The sequence below is a fragment of the Stenotrophomonas maltophilia genome (assembly GCF_013464915.1).
Lineage (GTDB): Bacteria > Pseudomonadota > Gammaproteobacteria > Xanthomonadales > Xanthomonadaceae > Stenotrophomonas > Stenotrophomonas maltophilia_AT.
Window position 1 is genome coordinate 1 of the sequence record NZ_RAVT01000059.1, and the last position, 15,586, is coordinate 15,586.

The window sequence follows — 15,586 nt, forward strand, 5'->3', positions numbered from 1 at the left end:
CCCCCCCCCCCCCCCCCCCCCCCCCCCCCCCCGCCTACCCTCAGGAAACCAGCTTCTGCTGTTGCTTGGGCTTTTGCTGTGGCCGTTGCCTCTGCGGGTGCAGGGCGCCGCCCTGCCGAACTAAACTACCCGCCGTTGTCCCTGCAGGATTGCCCATGTTCGATACCTCGCCCCAGCTCGATTGCGCCGGCCGCATCCTGCGCCTGGACCGTGCCCGGGTCATGGGCATCGTCAACGTCACCCCGGATTCGTTCTCCGACGGCGGTGCGCACGACACTACCGAAGCCGCGGTCGCGCACGGCCTGAGGCTGGTGGAGGAGGGCGCCGACCTGCTCGATATCGGCGGCGAATCGACCCGTCCGGGCGCTGCGCCGGTATCGGTCGAGGAAGAACTGCGCCGCGTGGTTCCGGTGATCGAGCAGCTGGCTGCCCGCACCCAGGTGCCGATCAGCATCGACACCTTCAAGCCGGACGTGATGCGGGCAGCCGTGGCGGCCGGTGCCGGCATGATCAACGACATCTTCGGCCTGCGCCAGCACGGCGCATTGGACGCGGCTGCCGAGGCCGGCGTGCCGGTGGTGCTGATGCACATGCAGGGCGAGCCGGGCCACATGCAGGCCGATCCGCATTACGACGACGTGGTCGCCGAGGTGCACGGTTTCCTGGTGCAGCGCCTGTTCGCTGCCGAGATGGCGGGCATCGCGAAGAAAAACCTGCTGATCGACCTCGGTTTCGGCTTCGGCAAGACCACCGCCCACAACATGACCCTGCTGGCGCGCTCCGAGCGCTTCCTGGAACTGGGCGTGCCGATGCTTGCGGGCCTGTCGCGCAAGCGCAGCCTCGGCGAACTGACCGGCCGCGATACACCTTCCGAACGCGTGGCTGCCTCGGTGGCGGCGCATCTGATCGCGGTCCAGCGCGGTGCGCGCATCGTGCGCGTGCATGACGTGGCAGCCACCGTCGATGCGCTGAAGATCTGGCAGGCCGTCGACACCGTGCCGGCGTCGCGTGCCGACGCCACGCCGTCGATCCGCTGGCCGGACGAAGACTGATGGGCATCGACCGGCGGCCGCTGGCGATCGCCGTGATGGGGCCGACTGCCAGTGGCAAGACCGCCACGGCGATCGCCCTGGCCCGGCAACTGGACGGCGAGATCGTCAGCGTCGACTCGGCGCTGGTCTACCGCCATCTCGATATCGGTTCGGCCAAGCCCGACGCCGCTGAGCGCGCGCAGGCGCCGCACCATCTGCTGGACCTGCGCGATCCGTGGCAGACCTATTCGGCGGCCGAGTTCGCCGCCGATGCCGGCCGGGTCGTGGCCGACATCGTGGCGCGTGGCAAAACGCCGATCCTGGCAGGTGGCACGGGGCTGTACTTCCGGGCCCTGCTGCAGGGCCTGTCGCCGATGCCGGAGGCCGACCCGGTGATGCGTACTGTACTGGCCGCCGAAGCCGCCGAGCGCGGTTGGGCGGCACTGCACGCGGAGCTGGCCGAGGTGGATCCGGCCGCCGCCGCGCGGATCCATGCCACCGACCCGCAGCGCATCCAGCGGGCGCTGGAGGTCCATCGCCTCACCGGCACGCCCATCTCTGAATGGCAGCGCCGGCCGGGTGTGGCGCCGTTGCCGGTGCGCACCCTGAAACTGATCCTGGCCCCGCGTGACCGCGCGGTGCTGCACCAGCGCATCGAGGCGCGCTTCGACGCCATGCTGGCACAGGGCTTCCTCGACGAGGTGAGGGCGTTGCGTGCAATGCCGGAAATGGCCGCCGTGACGGCGCCGCTGGACCTGCCGGCGGTGCGCGCGGTCGGCTACCGCCAGGCCTGGGAATACCTCGACGGCGAGGGCGATGCCGCCCGTTTCCGTGAAAAGGCGATCTTCGCCACCCGTCAGCTGGCCAAGCGCCAGCTGACCTGGCTGCGCGGCGAGCTTGATGCGCGCTGGTTCGACCCCCATGTGGATGGGGAGCGCCTGGCAGGCGCGGTGTCGACCTTCGTCGCACGCTGAACCCCCGCCAGCCGTGTAACATCATCGGTCGGCGGGCGGCTCGGGGGCCGTGGCAACCGTCGGCAACCCAATAAGAACAATAATCAGGAGTGTGCAATGTCCAAGGGGCAATCGCTGCAGGATCCTTTCTTGAACGCACTGCGGCGCGAACGCGTGCCGGTTTCGGTGTACCTGGTGAACGGCATCAAGCTGCAGGGCACGATCGAGTCGTTCGACCAGTTCGTGGTCCTGCTGCGCAACACGGTCAGTCAGATGGTCTACAAGCACGCCATTTCCACGGTGGTTCCGGCACGCAACGTGAAGGTCGGTCCGGGAGGTGGTTACGTGCAGTCGGGTGAAGGTGGTCAGGCAGGTGATGAAGCAGACGAGTAAGACCGGAGCGGTGAATGTTTGACCGCTCGAAGAAGGGCGAACACGCCCTGTTGATCCAGCCCCATTTCGGCAAGCTGGAAGACGATGTGCTGGAAGAATTCGGTGATCTGGCCCGCTCGGCTGGGGCCAGCATCGCCGCGACGATCACTGCGCGCCTGGACCGTCCGAATCCGTCGACCCTGATCGGCAGCGGCAAGCTGGACGAGATCAAGGCTGCGGCCGATGCCAGTGGTGCCGACCTGATCCTGGTCAACCATGCGTTGAGCCCGGGCCAGGAGCGCAACCTGGAACGGTTCCTGGAGCGCCGGGTGATCGACCGTACCGGCCTGATCCTGGACATCTTCGCCCAGCGTGCGCACAGCCACGAAGGCAAGCTGCAGGTCGAGCTGGCGCAGCTGCGGCACCTGGCCACGCGGCTGGTGCGCGGCTGGACCCACCTGGAGCGTCAGCGCGGTGGTTCGATCGGCCTGCGCGGCCCGGGTGAAACCCAGCTGGAAACCGACCGCCGCCTGCTGCAGAAGCGGGTCGAGCAGCTGCAGAAGCGCCTGGAAAAGGTGGAAGTGCAGCGCACCCAGATGCGCCGTGCGCGCGTGCGCAGCGAGCTGCCGCGCGTGGCCCTGGTCGGCTACACCAACGCCGGCAAGTCGACCCTGTTCAATGCCATGACCGGTGCCGAGGCCTACGCCGCCGACCAGCTGTTCGCCACGCTGGACCCAACCGTGCGCCGCATCGCGGTCCCGGGCGGCAACGTGGTGCTGGCCGACACCGTCGGTTTCGTCCGCGACCTGCCGCATGACCTGGTCGCTGCGTTCCGCTCGACCCTGTCGGAGGCGCGCGAGGCCGATTTCCTGCTGCACGTGGTCGATGCTGCCGATCCGCACCGCGAGGAGCGCATCGCCCAGGTCGACGAGGTGCTGACCGCGGTCGGTGCTGGCGATCTGCCGCAGCTGCTGGTGTTCAACAAGATCGATCGCATCGAAGGTGCCGACGTCCGCCATGATGGCCAGGACGGTATCCCGGACGAGTCGCGTCGCGAACGCGTATGGATATCCGCGCGCGACGGGCAGGGCTTGGAGCTGCTGCAGGCGGTGCTGGGCAAGCGCCTGGGCCTGCAGCACGTCACCGGCGAACTGCGTCTGCCGCCGGATGCCGGCCGCCTGCGCGCACGCCTGCACCAGCTGGAAGTGATCCGAAGCGAGCAGGCCGATGAGGAAGGCTGGCTGCTGCAGGTCGATCTGCCGATTGCCGAAGCCGAAAAACTGGCTGCCAGTGCCGACGGCGCGCCGATCCGGGCGCTTCTGCCGGAGAAACTGCCGGAGTGGTGAGGTAGCGGCCCATGCTCGGCAGTGCCGGCCGCTGGCCGGCAGCGCAACCATGCCGGAGGGGCGCGACATCCAGCTGTCATCTGCGGTACAACGTGCAGGTTCTTCACCCCACCGTCATGCCGATGTCCATACCCACCGACGCCGATCTCAACGCCCAGTCCGCCGCGCTCGGGCAGCGCCTGCAGCAGGCTTCGCTGCAGCTGGTGACCGCTGAAAGCTGCAGTGGTGGCTGGATCGCCAAGTGCATGACCGATATCGCCGGTTCCTCGGCGTTCTTCGACTGCGGCATGGTGGTCTACAGCTACGAGGCCAAGCAGCGCCTGCTGGGCGTGCGCGCGCAGACCCTGGAGCAGTTCGGTGCGGTCAGCCGCGAAACCGTGCTGGAAATGGTCTCCGGCGCGCTGGTCAATTCCGGTGCCGGCATCGCGGTGGCGGTGACCGGCATTGCCGGCCCCGGCGGTGGCAGCCCGGACAAGCCGGTCGGCAGTGTCTGGATCGGCTGGAAGCGCCGTGGTGGCTATGCCCGCGCCGAGCTGTTCCAGTTCGATGGCGACCGCGAAGCCATCCGCCGGCAAACCGTGGCGGCGGCATTGCGCGGTATCGACGCCCAGCTGTGACATGCTGCTCCGGTAATCGTCCGGAGCACGCATGATGTGGGAAACGCTGGGCACGGTCCGTGACCTGGGCCGACTGCAGGAAATTGCGGTTGTCCTGATCCGCTATGGCTTCGGCGACGTGGTGCGGCGCATCGGCCTGGCCAGCACGCTGGAGCGGGCAGGCCGCCTGCTGCACTGGAACGAAGAGCGGCAGGAACTGCTGCGGATGACTGCGCCGGTGCGTGTGCGCAGCGCGATGCAGGATCTCGGTCCCACCTTCGTCAAGCTTGGCCAGGTGCTGGCGACGCGCGTCGACCTGCTGCCGCCGGAATGGATCGCCGAACTGTCCGAATTGCAGAACGCGGTGCCGGCGCTGCCGTACGCGGATATCCGCGAGCAGCTCGAGGCCGACCTGGGCGCATCGCCTGCAGAAGTGTTTGCCTTCCTCGATGAAACCCCGATGGCCGCCGCCTCGTTGGCGCAGGCCCATCGCGCACGCCTGCATGACGGCCGTGAGGTGGTGCTGAAGGTGCGGCGCCCCGGCATCCGCGATGTGGTCGAGGCCGACCTGCGTCTGCTGGCCCGCCTGGCCGAGATCGTTGAAGCGCGACTGCCGGACCTGCGCCGTTACCGCCCGGCCGAAGTCGTGCAGCAGTTCACCGTGTCGCTTCGCCGTGAACTGGATTTCGCCGCCGAGTGCCGCAACGCAGAGCGCATCGCGCGCAACTTCAACGGTCGTGACGACATTCTGATTCCCAGCGTGCACTGGCAGTGGACCTGCGAGAGCCTGAACGTGCAGGACTTCGTCGACGGCATTCCCGGCCGTGACCTGGCCGGCGTCGATGCGGCGGGGCTGGACCGCCGCGAGCTGGCCCGACGCGGCGCCGACATCGTGTTGAAAATGGTGCTGGAGGACGGCAGCTTCCATGCCGACCCGCACCCCGGCAACATCATCTACCTGCGTGACGGCCGCATCGGCGTGATCGATTTCGGCATGGTCGGTGCGTTGTCGGAAGTCCGGCGTTTCCAGGTGGCGCAATTGCTGCACGGGCTGGTCGAGCAGGACCCGCAGGGCGTGGCCGACGTGCTGCTGGACTGGGCCGGCGGTGTCGAGGTGGACGAGAACCGTCTGCAGCACGACATCAGCCAGTTCGTTGACCAGTATCGTGGGGTGCCGCTGAAAGACCTGCGCATCGGCCTGATGCTGGGCGACATCACCCAGCTGCTGCGCAGCTACAGCCTGACCCTGCCGGCCGACCTGGCGCTGATGATCAAGGCGTTCCTGACCCTGGAGGGCATGGGCCGGCAGCTGGACCCGGATTTCGACATGGCCAGTGCCGCGCGCCCGTTCCTGGAGCGGGTGGTGCTGCAGCGCTATGCGCCCAGGGCGCTGCTCAAGCGCGGCCGCCGCAGCCTGTTGGGCCTGGTCGATTTCGCCGGGGAGCTGCCGCGCGACCTGCGCAAGCTGGTGCAGGCGGCGCGCCGGGGCCGCCTGCAGCTGAAGGTGGAGACCACCGCACTGCAGGGTTTCGGCGAACAGGTGAACCGCGCAGCGAACCGGTTGGTGATGGGCATCGTCACCGCCGCGCTGATCATCGGTTCCTCGATCGTGATGCACAGCGTCGGTGGTGTTTCCAGCCGCTGGCTGCTGGCGCTGGGGGTATGCGGCTTCATCGGCGCCGGCTTCTGCGGCGTGTGGATCCTGTTTTCGATATGGAGAAGCGGCAAGCACACCTAGTGTGCTTGCCGCGGCGGTTCCCAAAGGGAACCGCGGAATCGCGCAGCGATTCCTGTAGAGCCGACTGTTAGTCGGCTGCATCTGCCTTTGCCCTTGCTTTTGCTTTTGCCTTCGCCGACCGGCCGACCGGCCGGGGGCGCCCCTGCCCAACAGGTCCGCATCACCCCGTGTCGCCCCCGGCACTTGCAGTCCCGGATATTAGTAGTAATACTACTAATCATGGACCTGACCGACACCCAGCAGGCGATCCTGCAGTTGATCGCCGAGCGTATCGAGAGCGAAGGCGCACCGCCGTCGCAGACGGAAATCGCACGTGCGTTCGGCTTCAAGGGCGTACGCGCGGCCCAGTACCACCTGGAAGCCCTGGAGCAGGCCGGTGCGATCCGTCGCATCCCGGGCCAGGCCCGTGGCATCCGCCTGGTACAGGCGCCACCGGTCGAAAAGCTGGCCGAGCCGGGCCTGCCTGACAGCGTGCTGCGCCTGCCGGTGCTGGGCCGGGTCGCGGCCGGCCTGCCGATCGGTGCCGACATCGGCTCGGACGATTTCGTGGTGCTGGACCGGGTGTTTTTCTCGCCAGCGCCGGACTACCTGTTGAAGGTGCAGGGCGATTCGATGATCGACGAAGGCATCTTCGACGGTGACCTGATCGGCGTCCACCGCACCCGCGACGCCCATTCCGGGCAGATCGTGGTGGCCCGCATCGATGACGAGATCACCGTCAAGCTGCTGAAGATCGCCAAGGATCGTATCCGCCTGCTGCCGCGCAACCCCGACTACAAGCCGATCGAAGTGCTGCCGGACCAGGACTTCTCGATCGAGGGCCTCTATTGCGGCCTGCTGCGGCCCAACCGTTGACCCGTTCCATAGCGCACTACCCCGCGGTCTTTTGTGGCGATTCTCTGGTTCCACTGAGGTTGGTACGGATGTCCGATAATTCTTTTCAGAGCGCCGGGCAGAATCTCAGCCTGTGCGATACGTCCGACTTAAAGTGAACCCATGGCAAAGAAGACCCCCAAAGACAGCACCTCCAACGACACGACCTCTGCAAGGACCAATCCGATGGACGAGAACAAGAAGCGCGCCCTCGCTGCAGCTCTGGGCCAGATCGAAAAGCAGTTCGGCAAGGGCTCGGTGATGCGCATGGGCGACCGCGTGGTCGAACCCGTCGAAGCCATCCCGACCGGTTCGCTGATGCTCGACATCGCGCTGGGCATTGGCGGTCTGCCGAAGGGCCGTGTCGTCGAGATCTACGGGCCGGAATCCTCGGGCAAGACCACGCTGACCCTGCAGGCCATCGCCGAATGCCAGAAGCTGGGCGGCACCGCGGCCTTCATCGACGCCGAGCACGCACTGGACCCGATCTACGCCGCCAAGCTGGGCGTGAACGTGGACGACCTGCTGCTGTCGCAGCCGGATACCGGTGAGCAGGCACTGGAAATCGCCGACATGCTGGTCCGTTCGGGCTCGGTGGACATCCTGGTGATCGACTCGGTCGCCGCGCTGACCCCGAAGGCAGAAATCGAAGGCGAGATGGGCGACCAGCTGCCGGGCCTGCAGGCCCGCCTGATGAGCCAGGCGCTGCGTAAGCTGACCGGCAACATCAAGCGCTCCAACACCCTGGTGATCTTCATCAACCAGCTGCGCATGAAGATCGGCGTGATGATGCCGGGCCAGAGCCCGGAAACCACCACCGGTGGCAACGCGCTGAAGTTCTACGCCTCGGTCCGCCTGGACATCCGCCGTATCGGCGCGATCAAGAAGGGTGACGAGATCATCGGTAACCAGACCAAGATCAAGGTCGTCAAGAACAAGCTGGCACCTCCGTTCAAGCAGGTCATCACCGAGATCCTGTACGGCGAGGGCATCAGCCGCGAAGGCGAACTGATCGACATGGGTGTGGACGCCAAGCTGGTCGAGAAGGCCGGTGCCTGGTACAGCTACGGTGAAGAACGCATTGGCCAGGGCAAGGACAACGCCCGCGGCTACCTGCGCGACAACCCGACCGTCGCCGCCAAGCTCGAGGCCGAACTGCGCGAGAAATTCCAGCCGGCCGAGGCGGTCCGCGAGGAAGGCGACGACGAAGGCGACGACGAGTAAGGCTTGCTGTGGGGCAGGGCGGCGCCGTCAGTGACGTCGCCCTGTCCCGCAGGTTCGAATCGCCCAGGGATGGGCTGGGCGCCACGGATGGCGCCACCCTTGGAGTACCCATGTCCGACGCCGAAGACATTCCGACCGGCCGCAAGCGCCGGCCGCGTGAGCAGACCCCCGTGCAACGGGCGCTGGGCCTGCTGGTCCGCCGCGAGCACTCGCGCAAGGAACTCACCCGCAAGCTGACCGCCCGTGGCATCGAAGACGAAGCCGCGCAGGCTGCTGTCGCCAAGCTGAGCGAGGCCGGCTGGCAGGACGACACCCGATTCGCCGAGAACCTGGTGCGGATGCGCGCCAACACCGGCTATGGGCCGATCCATGTCCGTGCCGAACTTGGCACCCACGGCCTGGACAGTGCCGCCATTGCCGCAGCGATGGACAGCTACGAAGGCGACTGGCAGGAAAACGCCCGTGATCTGGTCCGCCGGCGCTTCGGCGAGGCCGGCCCGCAGGACCTGACGCAGCGGCGCAAGGCGGCCGATCTGCTGGCCCGACGCGGCTTCGACGGCGACAGCATCCGTCGCGCGACCCGCTACGACCCGGATGACTGAGACTGGCGGCGCCGGGCCTGATACCCTTTAGGTTTTCGGCGGTCCCTCGCGACCCTGGCCAACGCGGCCGGTGGTCCGGGTCCGCCGGCCCGCAGACTGCCAGCCCCCAATGAACGCATCCGCCAAATTCACGACTTCCCAGATCCGCAGCGACTTCCTTGAATTCTTCAAGGGCAAAGGCCACACCATCGTGCCGTCGGCGCCGCTGGTGCCGGGCAATGATCCGACCCTGCTGTTCACCAACTCCGGCATGGTGCAGTTCAAGGACGTGTTCCTTGGCGCGGAGAAGCGCAGCTACGTGCGTGCAGCCGACGTGCAGCGCTGCCTGCGCGCGGGCGGCAAGCACAACGACCTCGACCAGGTCGGCTACACCGCACGCCACCACACCTTCTTCGAAATGCTGGGCAACTGGTCCTTTGGCGACTACTTCAAGAAGGACGCGATCGCCTGGGCCTGGGAGCTGCTGACCCAGGTCTGGAAGCTGCCGGCCGATCGCCTGCTGGTCACCGTGTACCAGACCGACGACGAAGCCTACGCGCTGTGGCGCGACATGGTCGGCGTACCGGAAGAGCGCATCGTACGCATCGGCGACAACAAGGGGGCGCCGTTCGCTTCGGACAACTTCTGGCAGATGGCCGACACTGGCCCCTGTGGCCCGTGCACCGAGATCTTCTACGACCACGGCGACCATATTGCCGGCGGCCCCCCGGGTTCCCCGGATGAAGACGGTGACCGCTTCATCGAAATCTGGAACCTGGTGTTCATGCAGTTCGACCGTCAGCCCGACGGCACCCTGGTGCCGCTGCCGGCGCCGTGCGTGGACACCGGCATGGGCCTGGAGCGCCTGGCGGCGATCCTGCAGCACGTGCACACCAACTACGAGATCGACCTGTTCCAGGCCCTGATCCGCAAGGCGTCCGAGCTGACCGGCACCGCCGACCTGGAAAACAAGTCGTTGCGTGTGATCGCCGATCACATCCGTGCCTGTTCGTTCCTGATCGTCGATGGCGTGCTGCCGTCCAACGAAGGTCGTGGCTACGTGCTGCGCCGTATCATCCGCCGCGCCCTGCGCCATGGCTGGATGCTGGGCGTGCGCCAGCCGTTCTTCAGCAAGCTGGTGCCGACCCTGGTCGAGCAGATGGGCGAGGCCTATCCGGAACTGCCGGCGGCGGCGGACACCGTCACCCGTGCGCTGCAGGCCGAGGAAGAGCGTTTCGCTGAAACCCTCGATGCCGGCATGAAGATCTTCGAAGACGTCGCTGGCAAGGCCAGCAATGGCGTGATCCCGGGCGTTGACGCCTTCCGCCTGTACGACACCTATGGCTTCCCGCTCGACCTGACCCAGGACATCGCCCGCGAGCGCGACCTGACGGTCGACATCGCCGGCTTCGATGCCGCGATGGAGCAGCAGCGCGAGACCGCACGTGCGGCCGGCAAGTTCGGCGGCGGCGTGACCCTGCCGGCCGAGCTGGTGGCCACCCTCAGCCCGACCGTGTTCCTGGGCTATGACCGCCTGCAGGCCGACGGCCTGAGCGTGCTCGCCCTGCTGAAGGACGGTCGCCCGGTGCAGTCGGCCGATGCGGGTGATTCGGTCATCGTCATCACCAACCAGACCCCGTTCTACGCCGAATCCGGCGGCCAGGTCGGTGACACCGGCGTGCTGACCGGCAACGGCGTGCGCCTGGCGGTGGACGACACCCAGAAGTTCGCCGGCCAGTTCCATGGCCACGTCGGCACCCTGTCCGAAGGCGGCCTGAAGGTTGGCGACGTGCTGTCCGGCCAGGTCGATGGCGAGCGCCGCGGCGCCACCATCCTCAACCACTCGGCCACCCATCTGCTGCACGCCGCCCTGCGCGAAGTGCTGGGCACCCACGTGCAGCAGAAGGGCTCGCTGGTCGCTCCGGACCGCCTGCGTTTCGACTTCTCGCATTTCCAGCCGATCAGCGCGGAAGAGCTTGCCGTGATCGAGCGCAAGGTCAATCAGCAGGTGCGCGCCAACAACGCCGCCGAAGTGCACAACATGGGCATGCAGGAAGCGCTGGACTTCGGTGCGATGGCGCTGTTCGGCGAGAAGTACGGCGAACACGTGCGCGTGCTGAAGATGGGTGACTACTCCACCGAGCTGTGCGGCGGTACCCACGTGAACCGTACCGGCGACATCGGCCTGTTCAAGATCACCTCCGAGGGCGGTGTCTCCGCCGGCGTGCGCCGCATCGAGGCCGTTACCGGCCAGGGCGCCCTGGATTACGTGGACGCCGAAGAGGCCCGCCTGGCCGAGGCTGCTGAACTGCTCGGCGGCAGCGCCACCGACGTGGTCGAGAAGATCCGTGCCCTCGGCCAGCGCCAGAAGCAGCTGGAGCGCGAACTGGAAGCCGTGAAGGCCAAGGTCGCCGCAGGTGCCACGGCCGACCTGTCCGGCCAGGCCGTCGAGGTTGCCGGCGTGAAGGTGCTGGCGGCCCGCCTGGAGGGCTTCGATGCCAAGGCCCTGCGTGACGCCATGGACCGCCTGAAGCAGCAGCTGGGCGACGCGGTGATCGTGCTGGCCGGCGCCCAGGACGGAAAGGCGGCCCTGGTCGCGGGTGTGAACGGCAGCGCAATGGGCAAGGTCAAGGCTGGGGAACTGTTGTCCCATATCGCCGGTCAGATCGGGGGCAAGGGCGGCGGACGCCCGGACCTCGCCCAGGGTGGTGGCGAGGACGGGCCCGCCCTTGCCACTGCGCTGGCTGCAGTCGTCGAATGGGTCAGCCCCCGCCTGTGATGAACCTGGCCGTCCCCCTCCTTGTAGGAGCGGGACGGCTGACGGTACCATTGCGAATCTTTTCCCTTTGTCGTGGTAGCGCTTCTTGACGGAGCGTCAAGCCGGTGGGGGATACCCTTCCACACGGTTCCATGGAGACTTACAAAAATGTTGATCCTGACTCGCCGCGTCGGCGAAACCCTGATGATCGGTGACTCGGTGAGCGTCACCGTGCTTGGCGTCAAGGGTAACCAGGTGCGTATCGGCATCACCGCGCCGAAGGACGTCGCTGTGCATCGCGAGGAGATCTATCAGCGCATCCAGCGCGGTGACGAAGCCGGTGGCACCGGTAGCGAAAATTCTGCCGAATAACGCTTTACCTTCGCACTCGATTAACGTTATGATTCACGCCCCGCTGAGGTGCAACGCACCAGACGCGGAGAAAACCCCGGAGTGATGCCCGAGTGGCCGAAGGGGCTCCCCTGCTAAGGGAGTATAGGGTCAAAAGCTCTATCGAGGGTTCGAATCCCTCTCACTCCGCCAGATACAAAGAAGCGCCWGCAGATCCTCGATCTGCAGGCGTTTTTMTTTATGGCGGCAGCTGTTGCCGGTGCGCCATCCACTGATCACCGATCAACGGATGGCGCTTCGGATGCCCCCGGCTCAGAGCCTCACCGTCACCCCCACCTGGAACCCACGCCCCGGCAACGGCGCGATGTATTTCAGCGGCGAGTTGTGCGGGCGTGCTTCCTCGTTGAGCAGGTTGCTGCCGTTGACGAACACTTCCATGCCGGCGATGTAGCTGTTGCGCACCGGCAATTCGCGGCTGACCTGCAGGTCGACCAGGTTGAAGGCATCCAGCGGTACTTCTTCGCTCACGTTGCGGCCGAGGTACTTCTGCGTGTCGTAATAGGTGCTGGACAGCTGCGCCTTCCAGCCTTCGCGTTGCCACTGCAGATTGGCGCCGTAGCGGTTGGTCGGCATGTTCGGCAGGTACTCGCCGTCATTGTGGGCACGTAGCGAATCGGGGCGGTCGGCCTTGTTCTTCACCAGGTCGGCGAAGGCGGACACATTCAACGTGCCGAAGCGGCCCAGGTCCAATGCCTGGGAAGCATCGATCTCGAAGCCCTTCACCGTGGTGTCGGTCTGCTTCCAGTACTTCAGTGGCAGGCGGTTGGCGGTCTGCACGCCGGAGTAGCCGAGGTAGAGATAGTTCTCGTACTTCATCCGGTAGGCAGTGGCCGACAGTTCGAAGCCGCCGACGTGGAACAGGCCGGTCAGCTCCAGGTTCTTCGCGCGTTCCGGCTCAAGATTCTGGTTGCCTTCTTCCTGGGTCATCACCGAGTAGTGCGCGTTGCTCGCATACAACTCGTTGATCTCCGGTGCGCGCTGCGAGGACGAGTAGCGAACCTTGGCGGCGAACAACGGCCCCAGCTCGACATACGAACCCAGGCTGTAGCTGTTGAGCCGGTAGGAGCGATCCTGCAGTTTCGTGTTGGCGGCATTGCGCGCGGTCTTGAAGCGGCTTGGCTGCAGTTCGTGATCGACGCGCTCGTGACGTACGCCGGCATCGAAGGTGGCCCAGCCGAAGTCGAGCGTTTCCTTCAGGAACACCGCATTGCTGCGGGAGTCGACGTCAGGCAGGTAGCGCAGCGAGCCGCTGCCGGTGACATCACGCGACTGGTGGCTGAAACCGAGCAGGCCGCTGAGCGGACCGACGCGCTGATGGCTGAGCAGCAGTTCGGCCTGGGTACTCTCGAAATCGTAGTCGTTGGCCTTGGAAGCACCCAGCCGTTCGCCGGAAGTATTGTCGAGCCTGGAGACACGCAGTTCGGCACGCTCGAAGCCTGGCAGCGGATCGCGCAGCAGTGTTTCCAGCGCGTAGCGCTGCTGCTTGATCACCACGCCCACCGGCAGGCCATCGGCGTAGTTGGAGCCGAACGACAGGTTCTGCATCGAAAAGCCCGGCACGCCGTACTCGCTGTCCTTGGCATCGATGCTGACACCCACGTAGCCACGGTCGAAGAACAGCGTGGAGCCGAACGCCACCTGCGAGTTGCGCGAGTAGCTGTTGCCCAGCCGGTGATGGTAGTCGGGCGTCACGTCGTTGTTGATCTGCTTCTGCACGTACGACGGTGTGCCCTGCACGTAAGCCGGATTGACCGGATTGATGTAGGTGCGGCGTTGCCAGACCGAGGTCGGGTTGTTGGTGTAGAACGAGAAATCACCGTCGGCCCAGTCCGGATTCTCGGTCATGAACTGGTCGATGTAAGGCTGCGAGGCCTTGTTGTAGATCTGCTGGACGCGCGCTTCCTTCTGGCAGCTGTCGGCCAGCGCCGAGTTCACCCCACCGGTCGGCGGGAACAGGCGCGTGTTGCAGACACTGGCCTTGCTGTTGCCGGGGATGTCGTAGTGCGAGATGCGCTGGCGGGAGACCTGCAGGTTGGTCGAGAGGTTGCGCTGGTTGTTGAAGTTCATGCGGAAGCCCTGCGCGTCGGCGGCATTGAAGCCCTTGCGCAGGACCAGTTCCATCGACTGGTCCTTGTCTTCCATGCTGCGCGAAATCAGGCCGGAGTCGATTTCCACGCTGCCGCCGATCGCATTGCCACCGTAGCGCACGGTATCGGACGACTTGTTGACGGTGACGCTGCGCACGAACAGCGGGTCGAACGGAATGTTGATGTCGCCGCTGATCGCGTTCATGCCGAGGATGGACTGGCCGTCCTGCAGGACCTGTACGCGGTTGCCACTGAGGCTGCGGATGACCGGCGCGCCGGCGTTCGGGCCGAAGGCGCTGCTCTGCACGCCGGAGACGTGCTCCAGCAGGTTGCCCAGGGTGCGGTTCTGCGCCTGCGGGTTGTCGACGGTGACGCGGCTGTCGATGCGTGAGGGTTGGGTGGCCTCGACCCGGAGGGTGGGAAGGGTGGGTTCGTCCGCGGCATGGGCGGAGTGGACGGCGAACAGAATGGCTGCAGCAAGGAGATGACGACGCATGACACGATCCGTGAAGTTGACGTGAAATGTTATAACGTAACGCTTTGTGTCAACAAGGGTGGATTGGGCCTTGCCATGAGGACTGGATATGAGAATGGTTCTCATATGAGAATGGCCGGCGATGCTTCACGGGCCCACCATGCACAGCCTCTCCCTTGCCGACCTCGATCGACTGGGCCGCAGCAGCGGCTTCCACTACCGTTTGCCTGCAGCGCTGTCAGCCGACGGGTTGGTCGAGCGCTGCGTGGTGCAGGGCAGGGTGGAGCAGCGTTGCCTGCGCCCGGGGATGACCCTGGCGCTGTCGGACGTGATCGCCCATCAGCCGTTCGAGGCGATTTCGGAATCGCCGCCGGCCTTCTCGGCGATCGTGATGCTGGAGGGACGTGCAGGAGCGCGGCTGGCGGGGCAGGCCGTGATCGGCATGCGTCCGGGTGCGGGTGCGATGGTGCTGGCCGGAGCGGCGCCGATGACTGCGATTCATCCCGCCGGGCAGCGGATGCGCAGCCTGAATGTCTCGCTGGATGCATCCGCCGGGATCGACGACCCGGTGATCAGCGAACTGCTATCCACTGCGCGTCGCGGCGGTCAGCCGAGGTTGCGCGGTTGGCAGGCGCCCGCGCATCTGGAGCGCGCCGCCGATCAGGTGCTGTCGGGCACCTGGCACGGCGCGATGCATGCGTTGCTGTGCGAGGGTATCGGCCTGCAGATGCTGGCACAGGCACTGGGCACGCCTGCAGGGGATGCCTTGCCGGACCTGCGTGTTTCAGCGCGTGACCGCCGCATGCTGCAACGGGTGATCGATTGCCTGCAGGCGGCACCGGCCGCCGACCATAGCCTGGAGGAGCTGGCTCGCCTGGCCTGCATGAGCCCGAGCAGCCTGCGCCTGAAGTTCCAGCAGCTGCACCAATGCTCGGTGTTTGGCTGGCTGCGCGAGCGGCGCCTGCAACTGGCCTGCGAACAGCTGCGGCAGGGCTGCAGCGTGCAGCAGGCGGCACATCTGGTCGGCTATCGGCACGCCACGAACTTCGCAACCGCATTCCGCGCACGGTACGGCATTGCGCCCAGCCAGTTCCGCTGAATCCGGATCATCGTCGGCAGCGCGCATACACCTGTTGTGTCC

At 66.2% G+C, this 15,586-nt stretch carries 13 protein-coding genes and 1 tRNA gene; 13 read left to right on the forward strand and 1 reads right to left on the reverse strand.

Features of this window, described 5'->3' with window-relative positions; all coding sequences use genetic code 11:
* Positions 1-155: 155 nt before the first annotated feature.
* From folP to D7T59_RS18690, 12 genes are all read left to right on the forward strand, one after another.
* Positions 156-1,052: a dihydropteroate synthase gene (gene folP, locus D7T59_RS18635; protein ID WP_180852702.1), complete on the forward strand. Its 897-nt coding sequence runs from the start codon at positions 156-158 to the stop codon at positions 1,050-1,052.
* Positions 1,052-2,005, forward strand: a complete 954-nt coding sequence (miaA, locus tag D7T59_RS18640) for a tRNA (adenosine(37)-N6)-dimethylallyltransferase MiaA (RefSeq protein ID WP_180852703.1) — start codon at positions 1,052-1,054, stop codon at positions 2,003-2,005. The genes folP and miaA overlap by 1 nt, the downstream gene beginning before the upstream one ends.
* Before the next feature lie 96 nt (positions 2,006-2,101).
* Entirely contained in the window at positions 2,102-2,377 is a 276-nt protein-coding gene (hfq, locus tag D7T59_RS18645) for an RNA chaperone Hfq (RefSeq protein WP_004152891.1), read from the forward strand.
* 14 nt (positions 2,378-2,391) lie between these two features.
* Positions 2,392-3,702 (forward strand): ribosome rescue GTPase HflX, encoded by a 1,311-nt coding sequence (gene hflX / locus D7T59_RS18650; protein ID WP_099559593.1) that lies wholly within the window; start codon positions 2,392-2,394, stop codon positions 3,700-3,702.
* Between the two features lie 122 nt (positions 3,703-3,824).
* Positions 3,825-4,319, forward strand: coding sequence for a CinA family protein (locus tag D7T59_RS18655; protein WP_005409020.1), 495 nt, complete (start codon positions 3,825-3,827; stop codon positions 4,317-4,319).
* A 34-nt stretch (positions 4,320-4,353) separates the two neighbouring features.
* A complete protein-coding gene (gene ubiB / locus D7T59_RS18660; RefSeq protein WP_180852728.1) occupies positions 4,354-6,036 on the forward strand; it encodes a 2-polyprenylphenol 6-hydroxylase in 1,683 nt (560 codons plus the stop codon).
* Positions 6,037-6,255: 219 nt separating this feature from the next.
* Positions 6,256-6,891: a transcriptional repressor LexA gene (lexA, locus tag D7T59_RS18665; RefSeq protein WP_032128412.1), complete on the forward strand. Its 636-nt coding sequence runs from the start codon at positions 6,256-6,258 to the stop codon at positions 6,889-6,891.
* 204 nt (positions 6,892-7,095) lie between these two features.
* Positions 7,096-8,133 carry a recombinase RecA gene (recA, locus tag D7T59_RS18670; protein ID WP_164137943.1) on the forward strand — a complete coding sequence of 346 codons (1,038 nt, stop codon included), beginning with the start codon at positions 7,096-7,098 and terminating at the stop codon, positions 8,131-8,133.
* Positions 8,134-8,243: 110 nt separating this feature from the next.
* Positions 8,244-8,735, forward strand: a complete 492-nt coding sequence (gene recX, locus D7T59_RS18675) for a recombination regulator RecX (protein ID WP_164137928.1) — start codon at positions 8,244-8,246, stop codon at positions 8,733-8,735.
* A 109-nt stretch (positions 8,736-8,844) separates the two neighbouring features.
* Positions 8,845-11,493: an alanine--tRNA ligase gene (alaS, locus tag D7T59_RS18680; RefSeq protein ID WP_180852704.1), complete on the forward strand. Its 2,649-nt coding sequence runs from the start codon at positions 8,845-8,847 to the stop codon at positions 11,491-11,493.
* Positions 11,494-11,640: 147 nt separating this feature from the next.
* Positions 11,641-11,844 (forward strand): carbon storage regulator CsrA, encoded by a 204-nt coding sequence (csrA, locus tag D7T59_RS18685; RefSeq protein WP_004152909.1) that lies wholly within the window; start codon positions 11,641-11,643, stop codon positions 11,842-11,844.
* A gap of 78 nt (positions 11,845-11,922) precedes the next feature.
* A tRNA-Ser gene (locus D7T59_RS18690) sits at positions 11,923-12,015 on the forward strand.
* A gap of 120 nt (positions 12,016-12,135) precedes the next feature.
* On the opposite strand, the gene D7T59_RS18695 is transcribed toward D7T59_RS18690, so the two are convergent.
* The gene (locus D7T59_RS18695) at positions 12,136-14,466 is read right to left on the reverse strand and encodes a TonB-dependent receptor domain-containing protein (protein ID WP_180852705.1); all 2,331 of its coding nucleotides are present in this window, start codon (positions 14,464-14,466) and stop codon (positions 12,136-12,138) included.
* Positions 14,467-14,605: 139 nt separating this feature from the next.
* Here D7T59_RS18695 and D7T59_RS18700 point away from each other — a divergent pair, with 139 nt between their 5' ends.
* Positions 14,606-15,544 (forward strand): helix-turn-helix transcriptional regulator, encoded by a 939-nt coding sequence (locus D7T59_RS18700; protein WP_164137931.1) that lies wholly within the window; start codon positions 14,606-14,608, stop codon positions 15,542-15,544.
* Positions 15,545-15,586 lie beyond the last annotated feature (42 nt).

Coding starts and splice junctions, on each gene's coding strand:
- folP (WP_180852702.1), top strand. CDS start 156: ATGTTCGATACCTCGCCCCAGCTCGATTGCGCCGGCCGCATCCTGCGC.
- miaA (WP_180852703.1), top strand. CDS start 1,052: ATGGGCATCGACCGGCGGCCGCTGGCGATCGCCGTGATGGGGCCGACT.
- hfq (WP_004152891.1), top strand. CDS start 2,102: ATGTCCAAGGGGCAATCGCTGCAGGATCCTTTCTTGAACGCACTGCGG.
- hflX (WP_099559593.1), top strand. CDS start 2,392: ATGTTTGACCGCTCGAAGAAGGGCGAACACGCCCTGTTGATCCAGCCC.
- D7T59_RS18655 (WP_005409020.1), top strand. CDS start 3,825: ATGTCCATACCCACCGACGCCGATCTCAACGCCCAGTCCGCCGCGCTC.
- ubiB (WP_180852728.1), top strand. CDS start 4,354: ATGTGGGAAACGCTGGGCACGGTCCGTGACCTGGGCCGACTGCAGGAA.
- lexA (WP_032128412.1), top strand. CDS start 6,256: ATGGACCTGACCGACACCCAGCAGGCGATCCTGCAGTTGATCGCCGAG.
- recA (WP_164137943.1), top strand. CDS start 7,096: ATGGACGAGAACAAGAAGCGCGCCCTCGCTGCAGCTCTGGGCCAGATC.
- recX (WP_164137928.1), top strand. CDS start 8,244: ATGTCCGACGCCGAAGACATTCCGACCGGCCGCAAGCGCCGGCCGCGT.
- alaS (WP_180852704.1), top strand. CDS start 8,845: ATGAACGCATCCGCCAAATTCACGACTTCCCAGATCCGCAGCGACTTC.
- csrA (WP_004152909.1), top strand. CDS start 11,641: ATGTTGATCCTGACTCGCCGCGTCGGCGAAACCCTGATGATCGGTGAC.
- D7T59_RS18695 (WP_180852705.1), bottom strand. CDS start 14,466: ATGCGTCGTCATCTCCTTGCTGCAGCCATTCTGTTCGCCGTCCACTCC.
- D7T59_RS18700 (WP_164137931.1), top strand. CDS start 14,606: ATGCACAGCCTCTCCCTTGCCGACCTCGATCGACTGGGCCGCAGCAGC.